This window comes from Shewanella nanhaiensis, from assembly GCF_019457885.1.
Taxonomy (GTDB): domain Bacteria; phylum Pseudomonadota; class Gammaproteobacteria; order Enterobacterales; family Shewanellaceae; genus Shewanella; species Shewanella nanhaiensis.
In genome coordinates this window covers 1-25,457 of sequence record NZ_JAHZST010000033.1, presented here as the reverse complement: position 1 = coordinate 25,457, position 25,457 = coordinate 1, and the positions used below count along the sequence as shown (strand labels likewise).

Annotated in this window: 14 protein-coding genes; 7 read left to right on the top strand and 7 right to left on the bottom strand. The window is 45.8% G+C overall.

Annotated elements, in window-relative coordinates:
* Window positions 1–62: 62 nt before the first annotated feature.
* Entirely contained in the window at window positions 63–6,290 is a 6,228-nt protein-coding gene (locus K0625_RS23770) for a cadherin-like domain-containing protein (protein ID WP_220111855.1), read from the top strand.
* Between the two features lie 68 nt (window positions 6,291–6,358).
* Here K0625_RS23770 and K0625_RS23765 read toward each other — a convergent pair whose 3' ends face one another.
* The 6 genes from K0625_RS23765 to lptM all read right to left on the bottom strand — a co-directional run bounded on the left by K0625_RS23765 (window position 6,359) and on the right by lptM (window position 10,934).
* Window positions 6,359–7,078 carry an HAD-IA family hydrolase gene (locus K0625_RS23765; protein WP_220111854.1) on the bottom strand — a complete coding sequence of 240 codons (720 nt, stop codon included), beginning with the start codon at window positions 7,076–7,078 and terminating at the stop codon, window positions 6,359–6,361.
* Window positions 7,075–7,974: a tyrosine recombinase XerC gene (gene xerC / locus K0625_RS23760; RefSeq protein ID WP_220111853.1), complete on the bottom strand. Its 900-nt coding sequence runs from the start codon at window positions 7,972–7,974 to the stop codon at window positions 7,075–7,077. Before xerC ends, K0625_RS23765 begins: the two co-directional genes overlap by 4 nt.
* Before the next feature lie 20 nt (window positions 7,975–7,994).
* Complete coding sequence (locus K0625_RS23755; RefSeq protein WP_220111852.1) at window positions 7,995–8,633, bottom strand: DUF484 family protein; 639 nt, start codon at window positions 8,631–8,633, stop codon at window positions 7,995–7,997.
* Entirely contained in the window at window positions 8,630–9,469 is an 840-nt protein-coding gene (gene dapF / locus K0625_RS23750; protein ID WP_220111851.1) for a diaminopimelate epimerase, read from the bottom strand. Before dapF ends, K0625_RS23755 begins: the two co-directional genes overlap by 4 nt.
* 72 nt (window positions 9,470–9,541) lie before the next feature.
* Window positions 9,542–10,786 (bottom strand): diaminopimelate decarboxylase, encoded by a 1,245-nt coding sequence (gene lysA / locus K0625_RS23745; protein WP_220111850.1) that lies wholly within the window; start codon window positions 10,784–10,786, stop codon window positions 9,542–9,544.
* A gap of 4 nt (window positions 10,787–10,790) precedes the next feature.
* On the bottom strand, window positions 10,791–10,934 hold the full coding sequence (lptM, locus tag K0625_RS23740; protein WP_229377372.1) for an LPS translocon maturation chaperone LptM: 144 nt from the start codon (window positions 10,932–10,934) through the stop codon (window positions 10,791–10,793).
* A gap of 300 nt (window positions 10,935–11,234) precedes the next feature.
* Between lptM and cyaY the strand changes: the two genes are divergently transcribed.
* Entirely contained in the window at window positions 11,235–11,564 is a 330-nt protein-coding gene (gene cyaY / locus K0625_RS23735; RefSeq protein ID WP_220111849.1) for an iron donor protein CyaY, read from the top strand.
* A gap of 36 nt (window positions 11,565–11,600) precedes the next feature.
* Here the strand turns inward: cyaY and K0625_RS23730 are convergent, their stop codons facing one another.
* On the bottom strand, window positions 11,601–14,024 hold the full coding sequence (locus K0625_RS23730) for a class I adenylate cyclase (protein ID WP_220111848.1): 2,424 nt from the start codon (window positions 14,022–14,024) through the stop codon (window positions 11,601–11,603).
* 304 nt (window positions 14,025–14,328) lie between these two features.
* Here K0625_RS23730 and hemC point away from each other — a divergent pair, with 304 nt between their 5' ends.
* The 5 genes from hemC to K0625_RS23705 all read left to right on the top strand — a co-directional run.
* The gene (gene hemC, locus K0625_RS23725) at window positions 14,329–15,258 is read left to right on the top strand and encodes a hydroxymethylbilane synthase (protein WP_220111847.1); all 930 of its coding nucleotides are present in this window, start codon (window positions 14,329–14,331) and stop codon (window positions 15,256–15,258) included.
* A gap of 9 nt (window positions 15,259–15,267) precedes the next feature.
* A complete protein-coding gene (locus K0625_RS23720) occupies window positions 15,268–15,999 on the top strand; it encodes a uroporphyrinogen-III synthase (RefSeq protein WP_220111846.1) in 732 nt (243 codons plus the stop codon).
* Between the two features lie 56 nt (window positions 16,000–16,055).
* Window positions 16,056–17,207, top strand: a complete 1,152-nt coding sequence (locus K0625_RS23715) for a uroporphyrinogen-III C-methyltransferase (RefSeq protein ID WP_220111845.1) — start codon at window positions 16,056–16,058, stop codon at window positions 17,205–17,207.
* Window positions 17,204–18,373, top strand: coding sequence for a heme biosynthesis HemY N-terminal domain-containing protein (locus K0625_RS23710; RefSeq protein ID WP_220111844.1), 1,170 nt, complete (start codon window positions 17,204–17,206; stop codon window positions 18,371–18,373). The genes K0625_RS23715 and K0625_RS23710 overlap by 4 nt, the downstream gene beginning before the upstream one ends.
* Window positions 18,374–18,652: 279 nt before the next feature.
* Window positions 18,653–25,457, top strand: a 6,805-nt coding sequence (locus K0625_RS23705) for a retention module-containing protein (protein ID WP_220111843.1), incomplete at its 3' end; no start/stop codon positions are given.

Sequence of the window (25,457 nt, the reverse complement as noted above, 5' to 3'; positions counted from 1 at the left end):
CCATCGATCTGCTTGCTAACAGCAGCGATGTTGACACCACCGATAACCTCAGTGTCAGCGACGTGACTGAAACCAGTGGCAATGACGCCAGCGGCGTCGTCCTAGTGGGCAATGTCTTCACCGTCACACCTAATGCCTATGACTACTTAGCCGTGGGTGAGAGTGTTGAACTGACCTACACCTATAACGTGATTGACAGCAATGGCGGCGTGACCCCTACCACTGCCACCATCATCATTGAAGGCCGTAACGACAACCCAGCAATCCAATCGACCACCAGCACTCGTGTTTCTGAAGAGGGATTTGCTGATGGTCTTGTTGATAGTATTGGTGATACCGACACAACTGACTCTGTTACAGCAAGTGGCACTATCAGCATTGAGGATGTTGACGGCGATGCACTGACAGTTGCTCTTTCAGGCCCTTCTGGCCTCACCTCTGGTGGGGAAACGGTACACTGGTCTTGGGATGCAGATTCCCAGACGCTAACTGGCTTCATTGGCACTGTAGGCGAAGATTCATATCAAGCCATTATGACTGTCGCTCTTAACGCTCCAGCGAACAATGCTCCTGGTGATTGGAGCTACGCAGTAACCCTTCTTGCACCAGTGGATCACTCAAATACGGCAGTTGAAGATGATCTGTCGCTTAACTTCGGTGTTGATATTTCTGACGGAAACGGTGGTTCAACTAGCGGTAACTTCACCGTCACCATTGAAGATGACTCAGTAGCATTTTCGACTGTCAATTTAGTAGCAGATAATGCCATCGGTATCTATAACGGCTCTCTTGTCACAAACGGTGCAGATAACAACTATAGTGCCGATCTCACTGACAATATTAGCGGCTGGAATGGTACAACAACGACGTTTGCAGACTCAGGGATCACGGCAGGTGGCTTAATTGTCTTCTATTATGTCGATCCCGCTGACCCTAGTATCTTAATTGCATACTCAGATACAAGTGCAACGCCATCAGAATATGATGCGAGTAATCCAGATCAATCCATCATCTTTACTCTTACAGCTAACCCTAATGATGATAGCTACCAGATAGACGTAGCTCAGTCTATCGATAGTACAGAGACCATTGCTGTCGCAAATGTTGATGGTGGACTCGGCGGAAATACCTATGCCGCCTATATCTCATTAGGCACAAGCGGCTATGTCATCGATAATGACATCAATGATGTACCTGCTGGTAATGAACTTGCTGTTACCTTAACAGCAAGAGATGCCTCTGGCGCTATTACTGTTAATGGTAATAGTAACTCCTTCGGTAGCGGCAACGCTTGGGTAGATAGTGGCGAGACTTTCGTTATCGATTACGCCAACGATGTCGCTTCTGCTGCTGTGAATTTTAGTGGTGCAACCACTGTTTATTTCAAAGCTTTTGATGCTGCTGGTAACCTTCTAGGTGAGGGAACTCTGACAAGTGGAGAAACAATCGGAAATATGGGTTCTATCAGCTATATAGAGCTGACAACCATAAATTCAGATACAGATAACCGCTTCCAATATAACGGTACAACAGCTGAAAATATTGTCAGCTCAACAGAGGATGTACAGCTCGACTTGGCCGTGACTGTCATCGACAGTGACGGAGACAGTAGCAGCGGCAATCTGGTTATCGACTTAAATGCACCGGATACAACCTCTACAGGTCCAACTGCACTGCAAAGTAGTGTACTTTCCACGCTAAGCGAGACCGATCTTCTCAATCATGGTACTGAACAAGATCTACAAACACTGAGCTTTAAAGCTGGTTCAGACTCACTTAATGCTTTCCAGTTTGGCAATACTCATGATATCTCAGTCGATGGGATCAACGCGAATATCTTCTGGGATCTCAACTCTTCAGGCCAGTTAGTTGGTACTGTAATGGGGAAAGAGGCTATTACCCTGACTCTTAACTGGAGCAGTATTGACAGTGGTGCAACTGGCGATGTTATTGTCACAGCTGAGCTTCTTGAAGATTTCCCGCACAATATCAACCTCGATAGCCTCTCAATCACAGGTATTGAAGTAATAGCGGTCGATGGTTCAGGTAACACGGCAAACTCTACCGTTAATGTGAATGTAGAGGATCATAACTTCGCACCTGAGTTTTTATCAGGAACTGACACTGACGCCTCGCAAGTTAACGACGATGTTTACGCCTTCAATAGCGTAAACAATAACTCTGGTGTAGGTACAGTAGTCGGTACAGTCGTCGCCGATGACCTAGATTCCATTGGTTCTCTGCAATATAGCTTTGAAGATGGCTCTTTAGTTAGTGGTATTTTTACCATTGATGCTGACACAGGTGAGATTACCCTTAATCAAGCCATTAATAGTAGCTCCAACAGCGACTATACATTTAACGTGTTAGTCACTGATGAAAACGACCTAACCGATACCGCAGTAGTTAATGTAAACATTAACACTGTAGATGCTAATGATGATCGAACTGGTGAAGCCTACTCAGCAAGTTCCAGCTCAGAACTTGGATGGCTGATCCCAGAAGTTAATGGACAAGCGCTATTTACCATTACCGCAAGGGATGCTGATGGTACTGCTGGGAACGTTTATATTGAATCAGGTTCAAATAAGCTAGGTATATCAGGCACGCCTAGAACCAGTGGCGCAACCGCAGAGCAGATTGAGTTCAACGCTGAAACCGGCGAATCTGAAGGGATCATCTTTAACTTTAATGGTCTAGTTAATGCAGCCACTTTCAACGTCAGTAACATGTTCCATACAGAGGAAGGCGGTGAACAAGGTGTTTGGAAAGCCTATTATCAAGGCCAGCTTGTGGCTATGGAAACCTTCAAAACAGTTGGAAGTAATAGCGGTGAATTCACTATAGACACAGGTAATATCGTATTTGATACCTTAGTGTTTGAAGCGACTTATACTGTTGATGAAGAGTCCCAATCAAACCCTGGGGGCGACTCTTCAGACTACTTCCTCACATCAATCTCCGTCTCCGGGCCTGCACTTGGTGGTGATGCTCTGGTTGTAAATGAGGGTGGCGTGCTGACAGCATCATCAATCGAAGATAACCTGTTATCCAATGATACAGATTTAGATCATGATGAGACTGGCCATAACCATGAACATGCAGACTCCTTCTCCATTACAGCTGTTAATGGTCAAGCGCTTCCTGCAGATAACATTATCATGCTAGATAGTGGCGCTAAGTTAACCATCTATGCTGATGGCACTTATAGCTACGATACCAACGGTGCCTTTGCCTCTCTCAATGCAGGAGAGCTAGATACCGATACCTTTACCTATACCATCACTGATGAGTTCGGAGCTACCGACACTGCAACTGTCACGATTAATATCATAGGCAGCAATGCTGAGCCCGTAACGGCTGATAGCCAAGTCAGTGGGATTGAAGATACGGCGCTCATACTCCAATGGAGTGACTTTGCAATCACTGACAGTGATAGCTCAACACCTGAGCTTGCCATTAACATCACTCAAGTGCCAAATAGCCAAAACGGAACGCTAGAGTACTTCAACGGCAACTCTTGGGTCGCAGTAACAGCACAAGTATTACTTACTGCAGCCATGTTTGATGCAAACCAAGTGCGCTTCACCCCTGCCAATAACCAAGCTGATGGCGGTGACACAGCGACGGGGAGCGGCAACCAAGGCGCCGCCCTTGCTCAGTTTGACTTTGTGGTTACCGATGGTTCATCAACCAGTGACAGCGCAACTATCACCATCAACATAGATGCCAGAGCCGACGAGCCTACTCTGCTAGCCTCTTCTGATAGTGTTGAGTGGGTTAATAAGGTTGTCAGTAATCAGCTCCCAACAGGAGAGATAGTGACAGGGCAAGATGTGCTCGGCAATGTGATTGAAAATATCGTAACCGGTAGCCATGGCACAGATCAAAACGACCTAATTGTTGGCGAGGCAGATCTCGTTAGCATGTTAACCGGTGGTGAAGGCGATGATGTATTGATTGGTGGTAATTTAGGCGACAGCTTACATGGTAATGCAGGTAATGATCTCTTTATCGGCGGTGGCCAAAATGACTCCATCTATGGTGGTAGCGGCATAGACACTGCGGTTTATAGTGGTAACTTTGCCGAATACACTATCACTAACCACTTTGATCATGCAGAAGAACCATACCTATTGATCAATGACAGCCTAAACCGAGATGCTAGCTCAGTAAACACTGCAAATCTCGATGCTGGCGATCACCTTTATGAAATTGAGCGACTTATCTTTGCCGATGGCGTCTATATGGTTAACCCTGATGGCACGCTCACTCAAGTACAAACTCAAGAGCTATCTCTCGATATAGAGGCCTCGCTAACCGATATCGATACCAGTGAGACCTTGTCCAATATCATTATCGATAATGTCCCTGAGGGAGTTTATCTATCAGCTGGCAGTTACTTAGGTAACGGAAGCTGGACACTTACCTCGCAAGAGCTCACCGACTTGAAGATGATGGTTGAAGAGGGATACTCAGGCGATTCGGAATTTGCGCTTAATGTCAGTGTCACCAGCACTGAGTCGAGCAATGGAAACTATGCCACATCAACGGTAACGCTCGATATCACATTGCGTGATTACATTAATCAAACTGGCACCAGTGGCGACAACGATATCACTGGCACAGACAACCATGAAGTGGTTGTGAGTGACGTGCAAGGGATACAGATCATTGCTGGTGAAAACTATAACATCGCCTTTATCTTCGATACCTCAGGCAGTATGAAGGGCAGTATCACGGAGGCTAAGAACCAACTCGATACAGTCTTTGAACAGTTAACCCAAAGCATCTCGGGGAACCATTCAGGGGTCGTGAATGTATTACTCACTGACTTTGCATCTAACTCAAACTTTAGTGTTTCAGTCAATCTGGCAGATCCAAATGCACTTGCCACTCTCAAAAGTGCGGTTAGCACAATTATCGATGATGACAAAGGGATGACCAACTATGAAGCAGGCTTTGAGTCCGCTATGGATTGGTTTAACAGCGCGGGGATTGCTGATAACGGCGCAACGAACCTGACCTACTTTATCACTGATGGTAATCCTAATGATTCGATAAAAGATGAAGACCCTGATAGCTTTGCCGTTGGATACGACACCGCACTTAATGAATATATTATTCTTGGCGACTTGATCGATAGTAGCTTCAAAGAGGGCGATATCATTCAATATAATGGCCAGACGATTGTCGATCAGGATGGCACTGTATTTACTTATGGCACTTCAACTGAAATTGGTGCCTTTAAGTTTGATAAGCATGGATCTGTCAAAAGCTTCTCAGATAAAGACGCGGATGATGAAGACCAAGCTCTTCACGCTTTCAACCTGCTTGCTTCAATCTCTAATGTCGAAACAATCGGCATCGGCGGTGGTATATCTGAAGGTGATTTGGCGCTTTATGACTCTGATGGAACCGTCAGAGCTAAAATTGATGTCGACAAGCTAGCTAGTGTCATCTTAGGCTCTGAAACAGTACAGCTACAGGGTGATGATACTGTTGACGGTGCCTCAGGTAATGACATCATCTTCGGTGATCTAGTGAAGTTTGCCAACATTTCGGGGCAAGGTTATGCAGCGCTGCAAAAGTTTGTCGCATCTGAGACCCAAACCAATCCATCGGATGTATCGGTGCAAGATGTCCATGAGTTTGTTACCAGTAACCCATCACTGTTTGATACCTCGCGAACTCAAGATGGTAACGACCTTCTGAAGGGCGGAGATGGTAGTGATATTCTCTTTGGTCAAGGTGGTAATGATGAACTACACGGCGGTGCAGGTAATGATCAACTGTTTGGTGGTCATGGAGATGACAGTCTCATTGGTGGCCTAGGTGACGATATGCTCACAGGTGGTCAAGGTGAAGATACCTTTGTTTGGAACCAAGGAGATACAGGTAACGATCATATTACCGACTTCAAGATTGCAGATGACAAACTTGATCTAAGTGACCTGTTACAGGGTGTCAGCGCTGAAGAGCTGGCTTCTCATCTGGAGTTCAGCTTCGATGCAAACGGCACCACTATCGCTATCGATGTCGATAATGATGGAGATGTCGATCAACATATCACTCTAGATGGTGTGGACTTGCGAGATGAGTTTGGTCTCAGTAATGGTGAGCCAGATATGGAAGGCTCTATTATTCAGGGGCTGCTTGGAAATAACGGAGATGGCGCGTTAATCATAGATAGCACCTCATCAGGCTCAACTAGCCAGACGCAATTTTCCAACGCCTCTGAGCCAAGTCAGCAACATGAAGAGCTATCAAACTTTCATGACATACCTTAAGTGAATATCGAATTTTCTCTTAAATAAAAAACGGCCTATCTTGATAGGCCGTTTCTTTTTCTTTTCTGCTAAAGAAACAGTTTAAGCTGCGCGATATTGTCTATCTCTATGTGGGGCAAATAGGCCTTAGCTTGCTCAACTTCGCTCCTCCCAAAAGCGGGATTAAGCCACAAAGATTGGCACCCAGATAATCTTGCACCCATCACATCTGAGCTGTGACTGTCACCCACATGAAGTAACTGCACCGCGGGTATGTTTAACCTATCTAAGGCTATCTTAAACATATCCGGCGCAGGCTTCATCCGCACGCCGTTACCGGGAGAGAGAACAAAATCAAATAGAGGGCTCAATCCAATACGATCTGCATCGACATTACCGTTAGTGATCCCAACAAGCCGATACTTTTGCTTTAAATCATGCAGCATCTCTAGCACAGGCTGAGAGAGAGTAAAATCGGAGCGATATTGTAAAAAACACTGAAGCCCTTCGAGTCCACCAGCTTCGGCCTCTTTCACAGAGTAGCCTAACTGACGCAAACCAAGCGTCAGAACAGACACCCTTGCTAAGCCAGTATCATGACAAAGTTCAGGCCGCTCCTTTTGCAATTTTCGCTTTAGGGCAAACCAATCCTCTCTCTCAAACTTGCTCGTGCGTGGATATTTATGATGTAGAAAGCGAGCTAATCCAGCCTCAGCTTTCTCAATAATGGGAGAGTTATCATAAAGGGTATCATCGAGATCAAAACTGATCGCACTTATCTCTTCAGGCTTAATGTAGCAACGGATCATTCACTCTTATCCTTTTTAGCTTTCGCCGCCCTTGGGTGAGCACCGTCATACACTTTTGCCAGATGTTGAAAATCAAGACTAGTATAGATCTGAGTTGTAGAGAGGTTCGCATGTCCCAGCAACTCCTGAACCGCACGCAGATCGGCGCTAGACTCAAGCATATGTGTCGCAAAAGAGTGTCTTAATTTATGCGGGTGCACTCGCATATTTAAAGCTTGCTCCTGGCCCCATTTAGACAAACGCGCCTGAATACTTCTATGGGCTAGGCGAGTTCCTTTATTGGTGATAAATAATGCATCATGTTCGCAAGGTATTAAGCGTCGACACGCTAACCACTTATCTATCGCACCTATAGCCATCTTGCCTATAGGTAAAATGCGCTCCTTTCCCCCTTTACCCAGTACCTTCACCAGACGCTCAGAAAATTGAATATCAGAGATATTCAAAGCTGCCAACTCCGCTAAACGCAAACCTGATGAATAAAAGAGCTCCATGATCGCCTTATCTCGCAGACTCAAAGAATCATCTCCATCTATCTCGAGTAGGTGGCTCACTGAATCTGGATCCATATTTTTAGGCAGAGGCTTATTTTGCTTTGGTGCGCTAAGGTTTATCGCCGGATTAACCTGTATGACCCCTTCGCGAAGTAGAAACTCACAGAACTGCTTAACGGCGGAAAGGGTGAGCGAGAGCGAGCGAGGACTGAGTCCCCTTCTGTGTAGTTGACTCATGGCACTTTGGATCTGCTCTCGGGAAACACTCAGCCAAGATGTTGAGTCATCAAGCAGTTGGTCAACACGGTTTAACTCAAAAAGATAGTTACGAACAGTATGCTTAGACAACTGACGTTCGGCGCTAAGGTAGCTTTCGAAGTGCTGGAACCAATTAACTTCCATAGAGCTCCTTTCACGATAACTTAAAGTTTAGGCAGTAGATGATCTAACAGTTGTTTAAGCTGATCCAGTAACAAGTTATCCATCTCAGGATGAAAATGCATCGCATCTTGACTGGCAATAGCAAAAATCACCTGGCCACACTCTTCTGAAAGTCGAGACAGAGCAACGGAACCCACCTCACTGCCAAATAACCGTTTTGACTCGCTCATAGTCAGCCTGCCGAAGTAATAACCCTGACTCAGGCGCTTACTCCATATCTGCGATAACTCACTATCGATATCATGCACTGTGATAAGTCGAACATGACTAAAATGAAACTGTGTTTTTAACCCTTCAGATAACACCTGCCTAAGTTCACCTAAATCTTCGCACTTGAGCAATTTAAGTGATAACGCAGTATTAAACATGTAGATCATCTCATTGCGTGAAGCCATTCCCAGCAAAGAGGTGATCTCCTCCTCAAGTTGCTGAACTCGATTACGGAACATCTCCTGCTTGCGTTCGACTAACGAGATAGCACCACGCTCTGCGTGAGGGATCTGCATTGCCAGCAAAAGCTCTGGATAGCGATTAAAAAAATCAGGATTATCCAGCAGAAACTCTCGGATCAAGAGTTCATCGAAAGGGGCTGGAGTCTTCTCTTTTGAAGCTTTGGTCATTGAGGTATCTGTCCATCGTATACGTGTTCGGCAGGCCCAGTCATCCACAAAGGATTCCCCTCACCTTCCCAGTTTATCGTCAGTGTACCACCGGGAAGATCAACACGAACCATTTTATTCAATTTCCCCTGCAACTGGCCAACAGCCGCAGCAGCACAAGCTCCCGTACCACAGGCGAGGGTTTCAGCCGCGCCACGCTCATAGACTCTCAGCTTAATATGTCCAGCATCAATGACCTGCATAAAGCCAACATTGACGCCCTTAGGGAAACGCTCATTTTGGGTTAAAAGTGCCCCTATGCGCTCTACTTCAGCATGTTCGATATCGTCAACCTCCAAGACACAGTGAGGGTTACCCATCGATATTACACCACATAAGAAGGTCTCCATCGCGTGAGAGCTACTGGTCTGGAGCAGGTAAGTTTTCTCAACTCGTTTCGCATTAAAGGGGATCTTGCTTGGCTCCAATACAGGCACGCCCATATTGACCGTCACATTACCGTCGCGCTCTAATCGTAATGTGATCTTACCGTTTGAGGTGCTCACCTTAATCTTATGCTTGTTGGTTAGCCCTTTATTTCGAACAAACCGAGCAAAACAGCGAGCGCCATTGCCACACTGCTCAACCTCTCCACCGTCGGCGTTGAAGATACGATAGTGAAAATCGAGATCGGGATCGTAGGGAGGCTCTACTAAAAGCAGTTGATCGAAACCTACGCCAAAATTTCTATCAGCCAGACGTTTGATCTGTTCAGGCGAAAAAAATACATTCTGCGTAACACCATCAACCACCATAAAATCATTGCCTAAGCCATGCATCTTAGCGAAATGAATCAAAGTCTACATCCTTAAAATAGGAGCGTGCTGCACACAGATATGCAGCACAAACTAAAGTCTTATAGCTACAGTCTACGGCAGTAACTGCTCACCTTGCCAGAGTTGTGACAATTTTTCTCGTTGGCGAATTAAATGAGCCTGCTCACCATCAACCATCACCTCAGCAGCTCTAGGGCGGGAATTATAGTTTGAAGACATGGTAAAACCATAAGCACCCGACGAACGAACAGCCAGATAATCTTGTGGCTCGAGACACAAATCTCGCTCTTTACCTAAGAAATCTCCCGTCTCGCACACCGGGCCTACGATATCATAATTGCGGCTCTCTCCCTGACGCGGCACGACTGGGATAATCTTCTGCCAAGCACTGTAGAGTGAAGGACGAATAAGATCGTTCATCGCACCATCAACCAAGGCAAAGTGCTTATCGCTATTGCCTTTAAGGTAAAGTACTTGAGTCACGAAAATACCAGCATTGGCTGCAATCGCGCGGCCAGGTTCAAAAATCAATTTGAGCTTTCTATCGCCTAAGCGTTCAACCAAAGCACTGGCATACACATCAGGTTGAGGTGGTGTTTCATCATCATAGGTGACACCTAATCCACCACCGACATCAAAGTGTTCAATAATAATACCTTGCTCTGCAAGACGATCGATAAGCGCCAGCATGCGATCCATAGCATCCAGAAAAGGTTTAATTTCAGTCAACTGAGAGCCGATATGGCAGTCGACACCTTTAACCTGCAAACCAGGTAAGGTGTGGGCACGAGCAAATATCGCTTCAGCATCATCCATAGCGATACCAAACTTATTCTCTTTTAGCCCTGTGGATATATAGGGGTGAGTACCGGCATCAACATCTGGATTGACACGCAGTGAAACTGGCGCAACTTTACCTAATTTTAATGCAACAAGATTAAGCTGTTCAAGCTCGGCAGCGGATTCAACATTAAAACAATGTATCCCTAAATTCAGTGCCATCTCCATCTCTTCAACGGTTTTTCCGACACCGGAGAAAACCACTTTTTTAGGGTCGCCACCAGCCTCAATAACGCGAGAAAGTTCACCACCGGAGACGATATCAAATCCACTTCCCAAACGAGCCAATACATTGAGTACGGCAATGTTTGAGTTTGCTTTTACTGCATAACAGATAAGGTGAGGATGATTAGCCACAGCCCTGTCAAACGCATGCCAATGGCGCTCCAACGTGGCGCGAGAATAGATGTAAAGTGGGGTACCGTATGTGCGGGCAAGCTCTGCAACCTGACAATCTTCAGCTAGCAGCTCACCATTCTTATAGAGAAAATGATCCAAACCTTTATTCCTTAATACTTTGTTTCTTCGGCTGTTCCTGTTCTTGCTTTTGGTTATCTTGTTTGTCTGGCGATTTATACAGCGGTCCTTTCTGACCACAAGCAACAATAAAGAGGCTGGTAAGCAATATCAGTGAACACAGTTTCATTTTTCTCAACATCTATCTATCCGATTATTTATATATCCAATGTTTCATGCCAAAGGGTATTAAAAGCGCTAACTCCACACCCCACTCAGTCTACCGATGTTGCAGAGTTAGGCTTTCAACGTCAAGCACATATAGTGCTAATACATACTATTCCTATTAATTACTGTCGAAACCATAATAAAGATGAATTAAATATGAGTTATAAGAGGATAAACGGTAAAAAGGATTGGAGCACAAGCCTCTCGTTGATAGAATCATTGGATAGATAATTCGCTAGACTCAGCAAGGATCCCTCCCCCTATGGCAATGACAGATACCCAGTTTCATCAGTTAGCCGATGAGATGTTTCAGGCAATTGATAATGCGATTGAAGTCGCAATTGATGAGCAAGATGCAGATGTCGATATCGATGCATCTGGCAATGTGCTACAACTCACTTTTGAAGACACCTCTAAAATTGTGATTAATAAGCAGGAGCCTCTACATCAGATCTGGGTTGCAACCAAATTTGGCGGTTACCATTTCTCATTCGTTGAGGGGAAATGGATAGATGAGCGAAACGGCGGTGAATTTATGCCGTTTGTTATCGATTCCATTTTGAAACAGGGTGATATTCAACTTTCTCTGTAAGTACAGCATGAAAAAAGAGGCTTCGATTAGCCTCTTTTAAAACTCAAAATCGACCTCATCAACAGAGATCCCAAAGGGCAGTGCTCTTAGCCTTCCATCAACACGGATCAAGCGGAAAAACTGCGGTAAATTAAACCTCTGCTGCGAAGCTTTAAACTCCTCAAAGGCATGGTGATGGCTCACTTTACTCACCAACTCATCAATATCGATACCTGATTGCTGATAATGATCTAACTCATTGCTCTCATTAAGAATGAACACATCCAACTCCTGATCATTTTGCCTCAAGAAGTATTGAATCGCTCCACGAGCAGCAAAATCTTGAATCACTTCAGGTACCTTACTAAAGGGCTCATTCCCCAGATCTGGCCTTGGTAACTCCAACAGTTTTTTCTTCGTTAGTTGCTGAAACAAGCCTTTAGTATCATTAAGGTTTTGATACACCATCCCCTTACTATTAAAGAAAAGTCCGTACTCTATCCCACTCACTTTCAGCGGATAAACTAAAGTTGCTGAGCTCGACACCTGTAAACTCAAACGCACCGCTCGCTGCATTAGATTGCCTACAGTGCGCTCAAACTGTGACTTTAACTTAGTAGAGCAGCTGATCACCTCTATTGCGATATCGCCAGCCCCGCGCCTAATTCCAGCGGTAATAAAGCTCAGAGCATCTAACAGGCCAAACTCCCCCTCATAATGGTGACAATGCCACTCTCCCCATGAGTTCAAGCAGATTATATCTATCGATTCCAACATGTTCTTCTGCTCACGCCCCAGAGAGAAAATATTGGCATTCATATAATCCACCATGATCTCTTGCCCCTGCCAGAGACCAGTAGGATCATGATTAAAATTCAGTAGGAAGACCAATTTTTTATAGCGCCAAGGCTGACAAAAATCCATCTTAGAAACCCTAAGCTCAGCATGTTCAAAGAATGTCACCAAGCGCTTAGAGGCCTTAGACAAACTGGAGGACTTACGCTTTCCCTCACTAAACTCATACCAAGCGGTCGCATCATTTGCGACTCCGTTTAAACAGGCCCAGGCCATCAATTTAGCTTTACTTTTTGAGCGATAAACAGCCCGCTGACCGATAAAATTTCTTGGGTCTGGCTTACAGCGATAGAGGCAGTACTCCTGAGAGTTTTTGCTATAGATAATGGTGAGATCAGCCTCACATACTGAATCACTCCACAGGCGATTTAAACTAATAATTTGCTGAATATCTGAGCTGAAATAGGTATGAAGTTTACGGGTAAGCAAGCCTAACTCTGATAACTTTAAGCTCTTACTCAATTTCTGGGTCGAGGCAAACTGCAGCAAGGTTTGATAACTACCTAACATCAGCTCATTTAACTGTTCATTAAACCACTGCAACTGGCCGCAATGCCAATCTTCACAATGATCTAATGTCTGCAGCAAGCTGTTTGACCATTTCCAGCTCTCCACTAACATACTCAGCTTGTGATAACGCCAATCTTTAGCTTGGTTTTTCTCACTTAAACGTAAACCACATTTAAGGTAAAAACAGCGCCTGACAATCTCTAATCGACGTAGATCATCTTGCGCCAGTAGGTAACTCTCTATCGACTCATACAGCAGAAAATAAGCATCATTTGCCGCTGAAAAATCCCCCTCTATCGTTCTCTGCCACACTTTGCTACTGACTAAGCAGGTATTGGGGTATTGACTCGCATAAGCCTCCAACAACAATACTTTTAACAAAGCTTTATGGGGCTTATCTAGACCTTTATATAACTGCCAAAGGGAGGCACCAAAATACTCACTGGCGGGGATCTGACTAACATCGCCTAAAAAAAGCAGCTCCTCAGAACGTTTCGCATTAGGCCACCAAGCCACCGTTTTTCCCGCCAGGCAGATCTGACTACGGTAAAACTCTTCAAGTAGCAACCAATGTTGGGCACTGCCACTGTGCTCCAAACCAATTGAGCTTTGAAACTCTCCATCAGAATCCGCAGACTTAATAAACTGCTCGGGGTGAACCAGATAGATATTAACCTCTAGTCCATACTGCCCAAACCATTGGCTTATCAGCTCTGATTTTTCCTCAAGTAAACGACACTCATTAGGGCTAAGTAACCTGTCATGCACTAACCAAAGATCTACATCACTCTTAGGATTTTGGCCAAAACTGGCCATACTTCCCATGCTATATATCCCCTCAATTGCGGGGTGGTTAACAAGATGAAAATTAGGTGGAACCAGGCCTAAAGTACTGCAGGCGGAATGCTCACTTTCACTCGCTTGATAATTAAATATTCCCGAGGGTGTTAGCGGACCGTTGTAACCAGGGTAACCCACTCGGTGAGAATGAAACAGCAGTGGAATAAGACGTAACAGATCCCGTTTTAACGGGGATAAGATGGCAAGCGCACGAGCCAACCGGATTCGATTCAATCTCTGGGCGGTTTCAACAAAGTGACTTTGATCGTTAACCATATTCAACAAATCGAATAGCTTCTTGCAGGTTAAGATGGGAGCGTAATATTACCATGTTTTGCACTAACAGTGGAACAAATGAGATCAAGATCACACTTTTGTATTCTACTTACCTCCTCTTCATCTCTATCAAGACTCAGTTATCAGGAATCCACTTTGTTTATTTGCCATATTTTCAAGTAAAAAATACCGAATTACTCCTTGATATCAGGGCTAACTTCAAAGAATCAAACGCCATATGTTACATCTGCTGTCGAGCAATGTTAGCATTGCTGCAATTAAGGCCTCTGATGGAATATCGAGCATGTCCCAAAACGTCATTCGTATCGCTACACGTAAAAGCCCACTTGCACTATGGCAAGCTGAATTTGTAAAAGCAGAACTTGAAAAGTTTCACCCAGATCTCACGGTAGAACTTCTACCTATGAGCACTAAAGGTGACATTATCCTTGATACACCTTTAGCAAAAGTTGGTGGTAAAGGCCTGTTTGTTAAAGAGTTAGAAGTTGCAATGCTTGAAAATAGAGCCGATATTGCCGTTCACTCGATGAAGGATGTACCTGTAGACTTCCCTGAAGGTCTTGGTCTAGAGATCATCTGCGAGCGTGAAGATCCTCGTGATGCATTCGTCTCTAACAACTACAAGAGCATCAGTGAGCTTCCTAAAGGCGCTGTTGTTGGAACATCTAGCCTACGTCGGCAATGCCAGATCAGAGCGGCGCGTCCAGACCTTCAGATCCGCGATCTACGCGGAAACGTGGGGACTCGTTTAGGTAAACTAGATGCTGGAACCTATGATGCCATCATTCTAGCTGCTGCAGGTCTTAAAAGACTAAAACTCGAAGAGCGCATCACTAGCTTTATTTCGGCTGAAGAGTCACTGCCAGCTAATGGCCAAGGTGCTGTGGGTATTGAGTGCCGCACAGATGATGATCGCGTTAAAGCACTATTAGCACCTCTTGAACATGCTGAAACACGTTTTCGCGTGATCGCAGAACGTGCCATGAATACACACCTCGAAGGTGGTTGTCAGGTGCCAATTGGTGCCTACGCAGAGATAGTGGATGATACGCTAACTCTTCGTGGTTTGGTCGGTAACCCAGATGGTACTCAGATCATTGCATCAACCAAAGTGGGGCCTAAAACTGATGCAAAAGCATTGGGTATTGCCCTTGCCGAAGAGCTCTTAAGCAAAGGGGCTAAAACCATTCTCGATGCTGTTTACATTAAGTAGTCACTGTCGATGAAACTATTACTGACGCGGCCAGAAGGCCGCAATCAGTCGATGTCAGAGGCCCTGAGTCAACTTGGGGTCCCTTACATCATTACGCCTCTACTGGAAGTTCAAGCAAGTAAAACTCACCAAGACAAAGATGCTATTGCTCATTTTAATGGGGCCGATATCATCATCTTTATCAGCACCAATGCCGTTGAGTTCTCTTCACAAGTTATTGAGCTAACAAGACACAAAACAGCTCAATTTTATGCAGTAGGTGACGCCACTTTCCAAGCTTTAAAGGCATTAGGCATAGACGCATTTGCAGCACCATCTGATTGCCAGCAAACCGAAGGTTTATTGACCCTTACCGATCTACAAGAGCTTACCGGTAAAAATGTCATGATTGTCAGAGGAGTTGGTGGGCGAGAAACCTTGGCCGAGAAACTGACCCAACGTGGGGCAAAGGTTAATTACTGGGAAACCTACCAAAGAGCTTGCCCAGCCATTAATGAACGTACTCCCTATCTATGGCACGATGAAAAAGTCGATACGATTATCATCACCAGTGGAGAGATTCTCCATAGCCTAATCAAACTTGTACCAAAAGAGTTATTTGCTTGGCTGCGTGCATGTCATATTATAGTCCCTAGCTCCCGAGTTAAGGAGCAAGCTTTAGCTTATGGACTCAAACACGTTACCAACGCCAAAGCTGCAAATAGTAAGGCCATGCTTTCCGCCCTAGGCTTATCCATTTAGCCCGACAAGGCCTTATACTCACATTATTGTAGCGGTATGCCCTCAAGGACTGTTTAATGGACAACAAAGAATTAGATGAAAACTTGCAAGAGCCTAAGAGAGAGGTTATCTCAGAAGAGAAGGCTCAAGCTTTAAACATATCCAAGAGCACAGATGAGCCGTCATCACCCCCCCCCCAATCAAGTAGTCGCAGCTCAGGCGTCTCTTGGGGGGTTCTGTTTAATTTAGTTTTAATCTTACTGTTAACCTTTGTGACCTTAGGTGGCGGCTACTACCTACACCAAGAGCTTACCAAGCAGACTGACAGAGCGCAGAATCTAGCTCAAGAGTTAAGGCTTGCACTTAAAGAGCCTTCCAAGCAGATATCCAGACTTGATCAGGAGCAGCGTCAAGCACAGGCTCAACTCAGCCAAGAGTTAGAAAGTCTTAACGCCACCCAGTTAAAACTTAACGATCGTGTGGCTAAACTGGCGCAAAGAAACCCAAATCACTGGATGGCAGAGGAAGCGAAGTACCTAGTTAGAATGGCTGGCAGCAAGTTGTGGTTGGAGAAAGATCCCAGCACATCGGTCAGCTTACTGAAAGCTGCAGATCAAAGAATAGAGTCGATGAAAAACCCATCACTTACGCCATTAAGAAAAGCGTTAGCTCAGGATATTGCGCAAGTCTCCGTCATTAAAAGTACTGACATCGCTGGTACGGTATTGATGCTAGACAGCATGATTGAAAATCTGGACAAGCTACCACTCAACCGAGCCGATTTAATCAATGTTGCAAACATGGTCGATAATAGTAAGATGACAGAATCGATCGATGACTGGCAGAGTAACTTGGCCAAGTCATGGCAAGCCCTGATGGACGACTTTGTTGTGGTACGCAAACGAACCACAGATGTCACTCCCCTATTAAAGCCTGACGAGCAGTGGTATCTAGTCGAAAACATTAGAAATAAACTGTTGCAGTCTCAACTGGCACTTTACCGTCAAGATGAGGTCAACTATCGTCAATCACTGACTTTGGCGAGGAAGTGGATCTACCAATATTTCGATCTGAAGAACACTCAAACAGAGGAAACATTAGCCGCACTAGATGCGCTAAGCACCCTTGAGATTCAAACACCGAAGATCCAACAGTTTTCATCAACCCCACTTCTGCAGCAGCTTGTTATCCATGGTAACTTGATGATATCTGAGGAGCCTTCACTATGATCCGAGTGCTTGCTTACCTGACTATTATCTTAATCGGCCTCTGTATAAGTCCATTTTTCGATGGCATGAACGGCTATCTTTATGTCGCATTTTGGGACTATGAAGTCGAGATGGGAGTCGTCACTGCGGTAGTCGGATTAATTCTGTTTTACTGTATTTTGCAGGTGGTAGAGTGGTGTTTGGTTTTTCTTCTTAACCTAATCTTAAGTAGCCGTTTACTGCCTGAAAAATGGCGTAGAAAAGCCGCAAGAAAACACACGCTCGTTGGCGCCTTGGCACTCGCTGAAGAGGATTGGCCTGTCGCAGAAAAAGCCATGGCTAAAGGTGCTGAAAAAGGTGAGATCCCCGCATTAAACCTACTCGCGGCGGCAAGGGCTGCACAACACCAAAATGATTCAGTCTCTCGTGATAATTACCTTAATGAAGCGGAGAAAGAGCCAATAGCTGTCAATGCCGTCACCACGACACGTACTCGCTACCTGCTTCAGCAAGGTGACTTAACGGGTGCACGTGAGCAGCTGGATAAACTCTCTCCATCGAGTAAGAGTAAACTGCCAGTACTTCGACTCGCTATCGAACTCTATCAAGCCCAATCAGACTTTAATGCTCTTAAGCTTCTACTGCCAATAGTGAAAAAGCGCCAGTTACTGGATGATTCAGCATTTGCAGAATTAACAATTACAACTAATCGTTCCCTACTAGTCTCCGCGACTGAAGTTAGCGAGCAGGAGTTAGAGAAAGTCTGGCATTGGTTAAGTCGGACTGAACGCAAAGAGATGAGCAACCTGGTACTCTATTGTATTGGATTGAACCGATATGGCAGAAAGCCTGAAGCATTAAAACTGCTAATAAAACATCTCAAGAATTCTCCTTCACCTGAATTATTAACTGGTCTAGGAAAGATCTTATTACCCACGGATCTTGACGAGAGAGAGTTGATCTTTTCCATGGAAAAAAAGCATGTTGAGAATATCGATTTTCAGATCTTATTAGCTAAGCTTCATCAACAAAATAGTGATCACCGACGAGCTAAAGAGTATTGGCAAAAGGTGTGTCAGATACAACCTAGTAAGGCTCACTGGCTAGCCCTTGGTGAAACTCAAGAGCATTTAGGTGAGCAGAACCCGGCAATCTTAAGCTATAGAAATGCCATCAAAGCCGATTAATTTTTATATCCATTTTTAATAAGAAAGCTAGTATCAAGCTAGTTTTCTTATTATGACCTCCTCCATTTCCACTCATTTTTTGTTAAACATTTGAATCGCACGACCTAATCAACATTCCCCTCTATAGCCTCCATCTAATCTGAACTCTAGGGCTAATTCTGCTTATTTGACAGTTCACGTTTCTGACTCAGACTTTAAAGGATTAGGTAGGAAAGTAGCATCTAATTTATCGCAAATAGATCGCTTACAAATTCAGAGTATCAGCTCGGGAATATAAATATGGGTGTGTCAATAACAACTCAAGATGCCATTGTCATCAATCTGGTTGGGCAGCTAAAGGCCAAGGATGAGCAGGGTAATATACGAGAATTAACCATCGGCGATTTGATTGAAGGGGGTGAGCAACTTATTTTCTCAGCCACCACCCAGTTCAATCTACAGATGGCAGACGGATCACTGGTTAATGAACAAAACATCATACCGCCAGAGCCAGAGCAGACGCTTCCAGAGAATCTACAACAAGCACTAACAGCAGAAAGTGAAGTGTTTGGCATAGACGATGAAATCGCAGCGATACAGGCACAGATATTAGCTGGTGATGATCCAACACTCGACCTTCCAGCCACCGCTGCAGGTGCTGGAACTGGAGGAAATGAAGGTGGTTCAGGCTTTATCACCTTAGGACGCTCCGCTGATGAAACATTGGCAAACAGTGGTTACGATACCAGCGGTTTTATCGGAGCTCCAGCAACTGAGATTGACCCAACAATTATTCCTGATGACCCTGCACTTCCTACGATCTCATCAAGCAGTGTTACTCTAGCGGAAGCCAACTTAGCAACCGGCTCCGCACCATTAGCAGATGCACTCATACAGACAAATACACTCTCGTTCACGACAGATAATGGTGTTGAAAACCTAACAGTTAACGGCAATCCTATTTTTACTGCTGGAGTGTTTACAGGCCCCATCAGCTTCACCTCTGCCAACGGGGTGTTAACCATCAGCGCGTTCGATCCATCAACCAATACATTAACCTACACCTATCAACTAACCACCCCCATAAATCACCTAATAACAGACACTTTAACTGAAACATTCTCCCTTTTACTAACCGATACATTAGGTAATTCGGTCAGCTCAACAATCAATGTCAACATCCTTGATGACGCCCCAAGTGGAGAGAATGACTCAAATAATCTAGATGAAGACACCGCTTCTGTATCCGGTAACGTCCTTAATAATGATACCCAAGGAGCTGATACAGCCACACTGTCCCTGATTGTAAACTCTACTGGAAACGCTCAAACCGTTGGACAAGAAACGACTATTAATGGCAGTTTTGGTGTGCTGCAGATCTCAGCAGACGGAAGTTACACTTATCTACTCACAACAGATTCAGCCGAGGTCCAATCACTATCTCAAGGGGAGTTAGTGACAGACAGTTTCTCCTATCAATTGCTCGATGCCGATGGTGATACAGTTACATTAACCTTAAATATCGATATTACAGGAACCAATGATGCTCCGATCATAACCACCACTTTTGGTGAGGCTAGCGGTACAGCTATAGAAGCGGGCAATGAAGATGATGGAACTATTATCGCAGGAGAACCAGTAGTAGGAGGCACACTTACCGCCACTGATATCGACAACGGTGCCCAGCTCAGTTGGAGCTTTACCCCACAGAACAACAATTTCGGCTCCTTTAGCTTAGACTCAACCACTGGTGTGTGGAGCTACCAACTAGACAACACCTTGGCCGATAGCCTAGCCGAAGGGCAATCGACACAAGAGAGCTTCTTAGTCACGCTAACCGATGAGTTTGGTGCCACAGATACTCAACTGGTAACCATCACAATTCAAGGTACCAATGACTCCCCCGTCATTACCTCTACTGATATTGACGCTTCTGGCACTGTTACCGAAGCTGGAAACGAAGATAGCGGAGCCATCATAGCTGGAGTAACGCAAACCAGTGGTTTTCTCACTGCCAGTGATATTGATGATGGAGCAATTCAGACTTGGAGTTTTGTTCCACAGAGTAACAGTTTCGGTAGTTTTAATATCAACACCGCCACAGGTCAGTGGCGATATAACTTAGATAATGAATTAGCCGATAGCCTAGCCGAAGGCCAAACTGCCAGCGAAACCTTTCTCGTCACTGTAATAGATGAGTTTGGCGCAACCGACACACAAGTAGTGACAGTGACAGTTCAAGGAACCAATGACTCTCCCGTCATAACATCCACATCAGCAGATGCTATTGGCACAGTTATCGAAGCAGGATCTGAAGACGATGGAACTCCCATCACTGGTATAGCTCAGGTAAGCGGTACTCTCACCGTCAGCGATGTTGATTCTGGTGCAAGTCATATTTGGAGCTTCGACCCGCAGGCTAATGAATATGGAACTTTTGCAATCGATCCAGCCACAGGAGTCTGGACCTATAACCTGGACAATGAATTAGCCGATAGCTTGGCTGAGAACCAACAAGTTCAGGAAACATTTTTAGTCACAGTAACCGATGAGTTTGGCGCAGTTGATACCCAGCTTGTAACCATCACAGTTCAAGGTACCAATGACTCTCCCATTATCACATCAAGTCAAGCCGATGCTTCAGGAAGTGTTATAGAATCGGGAAATCTCGATAATGGCACCCTTGTAGATGGAGTAAGCCAAACAGGTGGAACCTTAACCGCAAGCGATGTTGATAGCGGCGCAACTCAAAGCTGGAGTTTCAGTGCACAAACCAACCTTTATGGCACATTTAGTTTAAATGCAGCAACCGGAGAGTGGAGCTATATTCTTGATAATACCCTTGCCGATAGCTTATCTGAGGGAGAGTTTGCTCAAGAAACTTTCCTAGTGACTGTGACCGATGAGTTTGGTGCCACCGATACCCAACTCGTCACGGTATCAGTTCAAGGTACTAATGACTCCCCTATTATTACATCCAATGAAACCGAGGCTAGTGGTGAAGTCGTCGAAACAGGTAATCAAGATGATGGCACCGTCATCCCTGGCACCACACAGATTAGTGGTGAGCTAGGTGATATAGATATTGATAACGGCACCATTGAAACTTGGAGCTTTGTTCCACAAAGTAATGAATATGGAACCTTTACTTTAGATCCCGATACAGGAAGCTGGGTTTATAACTTAGATGAAGAGGCCGCCGATACCCTTCCCGAGGGTGAGTCAGTTGAAGAACAGTTTTTAGTAACAGTCGAAGATCAATTCGGCGCTATCGATACGATCGTCGTGACAGTAACGGTACAAGGCACTAATGACTCACCAATCATATTTATCGGGGAAGGTGACAGTGTCAGCGGCACTGTAATTGAAGCTGGTAACCTCGATGACGGCACTTTAGTCCCAGGTACAGCCTCTATCTCTGGCACTCTATCTGTTAGCGATGTCGACACTATCGTCACCGATAACCCTGTGTGGAGCTTTGCACCTCAAACGAATGCTTATGGCACTTTTAGTATCGATAGTGCTTCCGGAGCTTGGCAGTATAATTTAAATAATAGCGCCGCTGACAGTTTAGCCGAAGGCCAATCTGCTATCGAAACCTTCTTAGTCACGGTAACCGATGAGTTCGGTGCTACAGATACTCAAGTCATCACGATCACAGTGCAAGGTACCAACGATGCACCCGTTATCACCTCTGATACGGAATCAGCAACAGGAGCCGTACTCGAAGCAGGAGTTGTTGATGGTGGAAATGATGTTGAGTCTGGCATTTTACAAACCAGTGGCACGGTAACAGCCAGCGACGTTGATCTTGGATCCAGCTTAAGTTGGGGCGGTAATGCACAAGGAGTTTATGGCAGTTTTACCATAGACCCTAATAGTGGTAGTTGGAACTACACCTTAAACAACAGTGCACTGGTCGACAGTTTAGCTTCGGGTGAACAACACGATGAGATCTTCTTAGTCACAGTCACAGATGAATTTGGAGCCATAGCGACTCAAGAGGTCACTATCACAGTTACTGGTACCAATGATGTTCCAGTATTAACCCTTGATAATACTGGAGGGCTCACTAAAGATATCAGTGAACCTAACTTAAATGATAGTGGTCTGCTCAGCTTTACCGATGTAGATAACGGTGATACTCATACTGTCACGGAGTCTTATAACGGCAACTTAGTTTGGAGTGCTGGCCAGATCTCAGATCATCTAACCACCGAAGAGATTAACAGTTTAATCGATGGTTTTAGCGTAAATAACAGTGGCTGGGACTACACGGCTCTGAACTCCCTGTTCCAATTTTTAGGAGAGGGAGAAACCATCACCCTAAGCTTCGATGTCACAGTCACAGATAACAACGGAGCAAATGATACTGAAACCGTTAACATCACCATATTTGGTAACAATGACCTCCCTGTTCTAACAGTCGAGCCTCTTGGTAGTGTTACCGAAGATTTTACCAATCCAAACCTCAGCGACACAGGTTCACTCAGTTTTACAGATCCCAATGCCACAGACACTCACACAGTTACTGAAATATACAATGGCGATATTCAATGGAGTGGCGGTCTCTTAGACGATAAACTCTCAGAGGCTGAAATATCAACACTTATCGATGGCTTTAGCGTCGACAGTGACAGCTGGGATTATAATATCCCTAATGCATTAGTGCAGTTCTTGGCTGTCAACGAAACCATCACCCTCAGCTTCAATGTCACTGTTACAGATAATCGTGGTGGCAGCGATACTGAACTCGTTACCATCACAATTAACGGCACCAATGATATCCCTAGCATAGAGGGCACCAGCAGTGGGGATGTTCAAGAAGATGTAGCCGTCGTTCCAACCAACACGCTAACAGCAAATGGTAGCGGTAGTTTTACTGATATTGATACCACAGATAGCCATACCATGAGCTCACTACTGACAACCGCAGCGGTTTGGTCTGGAGGCTTACTGTCCGATGAACTCACCAGTCAGCAAATTGATGATCTAAGTAGCGGCTTCTCCGCTCAGATAGACTCTCAACTAACCGATAGCTGGAGCTGGGACTATACGGTCAATAATGATCAACTGCAGTTTTTGGCACAAGGTCAAAACATCACTATGACCTTCACAGTCACTGTAGATGACGGTAACGGCGGCACAAATGATCAAGAGGTAACTATTACTATCACAGGCACAAATGATGATCCTGTGATCTCAATAGAAGATGGTGACAGCGCCAGCGGCACTGTGATTGAAGCCGGTAACCTCGATGATGGCACCGTCGTCGCTGGCACCGCCATTATCAACGGCACCCTCTCTGTCAGCGATGTCGACACTATCGTCACCGATAATCCAGTATGGAGCTTTGCCGCTCAAACTAACCTCTATGGTAGTTTCAGCATCGATGCCGCCACAGGGGCGTGGGAGTATGAGTTAGACAACAGCGCCGCCGACAGTCTCGCCGAAGGGCAAACAGCCCAAGAGACCTTCCTCGTCACCGTCACCGATGAGTTCGGCGCCACCGATACCCAGCTCATAACCGTCACAGTCCAAGGCACTAATGATTCCCCTGTACTGTCAATTGAACAAGGCGACAGCGCCAGCGGCACTGTGATTGAAGCCGGTAACCTCGATGATGGCACCGTCGTCGCTGGTACCGCCATTATCAACGGCACCCTATCCGTTAGCGATGTCGACACTATCGTCACCGATAATCCAGTATGGAGCTTTGCCGCTCAAACTAACCTCTATGGTAGTTTCAGCATCGATGCCGCCACAGGGGCGTGGGAGTATGAGTTAGACAACAGCGCCGCCGACAGTCTCGCCGAAGGGCAAACGGCCCAAGAGACCTTCCTCGTTACCGTCACCGATGAGTTCGGCGCCATCGATACCCAACTGGTAACCGTCACAGTACAAGGCACTAACGACTCACCCATTCTCTTTATCGACACCGATGACAGCGCAAGCGGCACTGTGATTGAAGCCGGTAACCTCGATGATGGCACCGTCGTCGCTGGTACCGCCATTATTAATGGCACCCTCTCTGTCAGCGATGTCGACACTATCGTCACCGATAACCCAGTGTGGAGCTTTGCCGCTCAAACTAACCTCTATGGTAGTTTCAGCATCGATGCCGCCACAGGGGCGTGGGAGTATGAGTTAGACAACAGCGCCGCCGACAGTCTCGCCGAAGGGCAAACAGCCCAAGAGACCTTCCTCGTCACCGTCACCGATGAGTTCGGCGCCACCGATACCCAGCTCATAACCGTCACAGTCCAAGGCACTAATGATTCCCCTGTACTGTCAATTGAACAAGGTGACAGCGCCAGCGGCACTGTGATTGAAGCCGGTAACCTCGATGATGGCACCGTCGTCGCTGGCACCGCCATTATTAATGGCACCCTCTCTGTCAGCGATGTCGACACCATCGTCACCGATAACCCAGTGTGGAGCTTTGCCGCTCAAACTAACCTCTATGGTAGTTTCAGCATCGATGCCGCCACAGGGGCGTGGGAGTATGAGTTAGACAACAGCGCCGCCGACAGTCTCGCCGAAGGGCAAACGGCCCAAGAGACCTTCCTCGTCACCGTTACCGATGAGTTCGGCGCCACCGATACCCAGCTCATAACCGTCACAGTCCAAGGCACTAATGATTCCCCTGTACTGTCAATTGAACAAGGCGACAGCGCCAGCGGCACTGTGATTGAAGCCGGTAACCTCGATGATGGCACCGTCGTCGCTGGTACCGCCATTATTAATGGCACCCTATCCGTTAGCGATGTCGACACTATCGTCACCGATAATCCAGTATGGAGCTTTGCCGCTCAAACTAACCTCTATGGTAGTTTCAGCATCGATGCCGCCACAGGGGCGTGGGAGTATGAGTTAGACAACAGCGCCGCCGACAGTCTCGCCGAAGGGCAATCTGCCCAAGAGACCTTCCTCGTCACCGTTACCGATGAGTTCGGCGCCACCGATACCCAGCTCGTGACCGTCACAGTCCAAGGCACTAATGATTCCCCTGTACTGTCAATTGAACAAGGCGACAGCGCCAGCGGCACTGTGATTGAAGTCGGTAACCTCGATGATGGCACCGTCGTCGCTGGTACCGCCATTA

Excerpts from the sequence above, each read along its gene's own strand:
- xerC (WP_220111853.1), bottom strand. The coding sequence starts at position 7,974 with ATGGAAGTTAATTGGTTCCAGCACTTCGAAAGCTACCTTAGCGCCGAA.
- K0625_RS23710 (WP_220111844.1), top strand. The coding sequence starts at position 17,204 with ATGATCCGAGTGCTTGCTTACCTGACTATTATCTTAATCGGCCTCTGT.
- K0625_RS23755 (WP_220111852.1), bottom strand. The coding sequence starts at position 8,633 with ATGACCAAAGCTTCAAAAGAGAAGACTCCAGCCCCTTTCGATGAACTC.
- K0625_RS23720 (WP_220111846.1), top strand. The coding sequence starts at position 15,268 with ATGAAACTATTACTGACGCGGCCAGAAGGCCGCAATCAGTCGATGTCA.
- K0625_RS23765 (WP_220111854.1), bottom strand. The coding sequence starts at position 7,078 with ATGATCCGTTGCTACATTAAGCCTGAAGAGATAAGTGCGATCAGTTTT.
- hemC (WP_220111847.1), top strand. The coding sequence starts at position 14,329 with ATGTCCCAAAACGTCATTCGTATCGCTACACGTAAAAGCCCACTTGCA.
- K0625_RS23730 (WP_220111848.1), bottom strand. The coding sequence starts at position 14,024 with ATGGTTAACGATCAAAGTCACTTTGTTGAAACCGCCCAGAGATTGAAT.
- K0625_RS23715 (WP_220111845.1), top strand. The coding sequence starts at position 16,056 with ATGGACAACAAAGAATTAGATGAAAACTTGCAAGAGCCTAAGAGAGAG.
- cyaY (WP_220111849.1), top strand. The coding sequence starts at position 11,235 with ATGGCAATGACAGATACCCAGTTTCATCAGTTAGCCGATGAGATGTTT.
- lptM (WP_229377372.1), bottom strand. The coding sequence starts at position 10,934 with ATGAAACTGTGTTCACTGATATTGCTTACCAGCCTCTTTATTGTTGCT.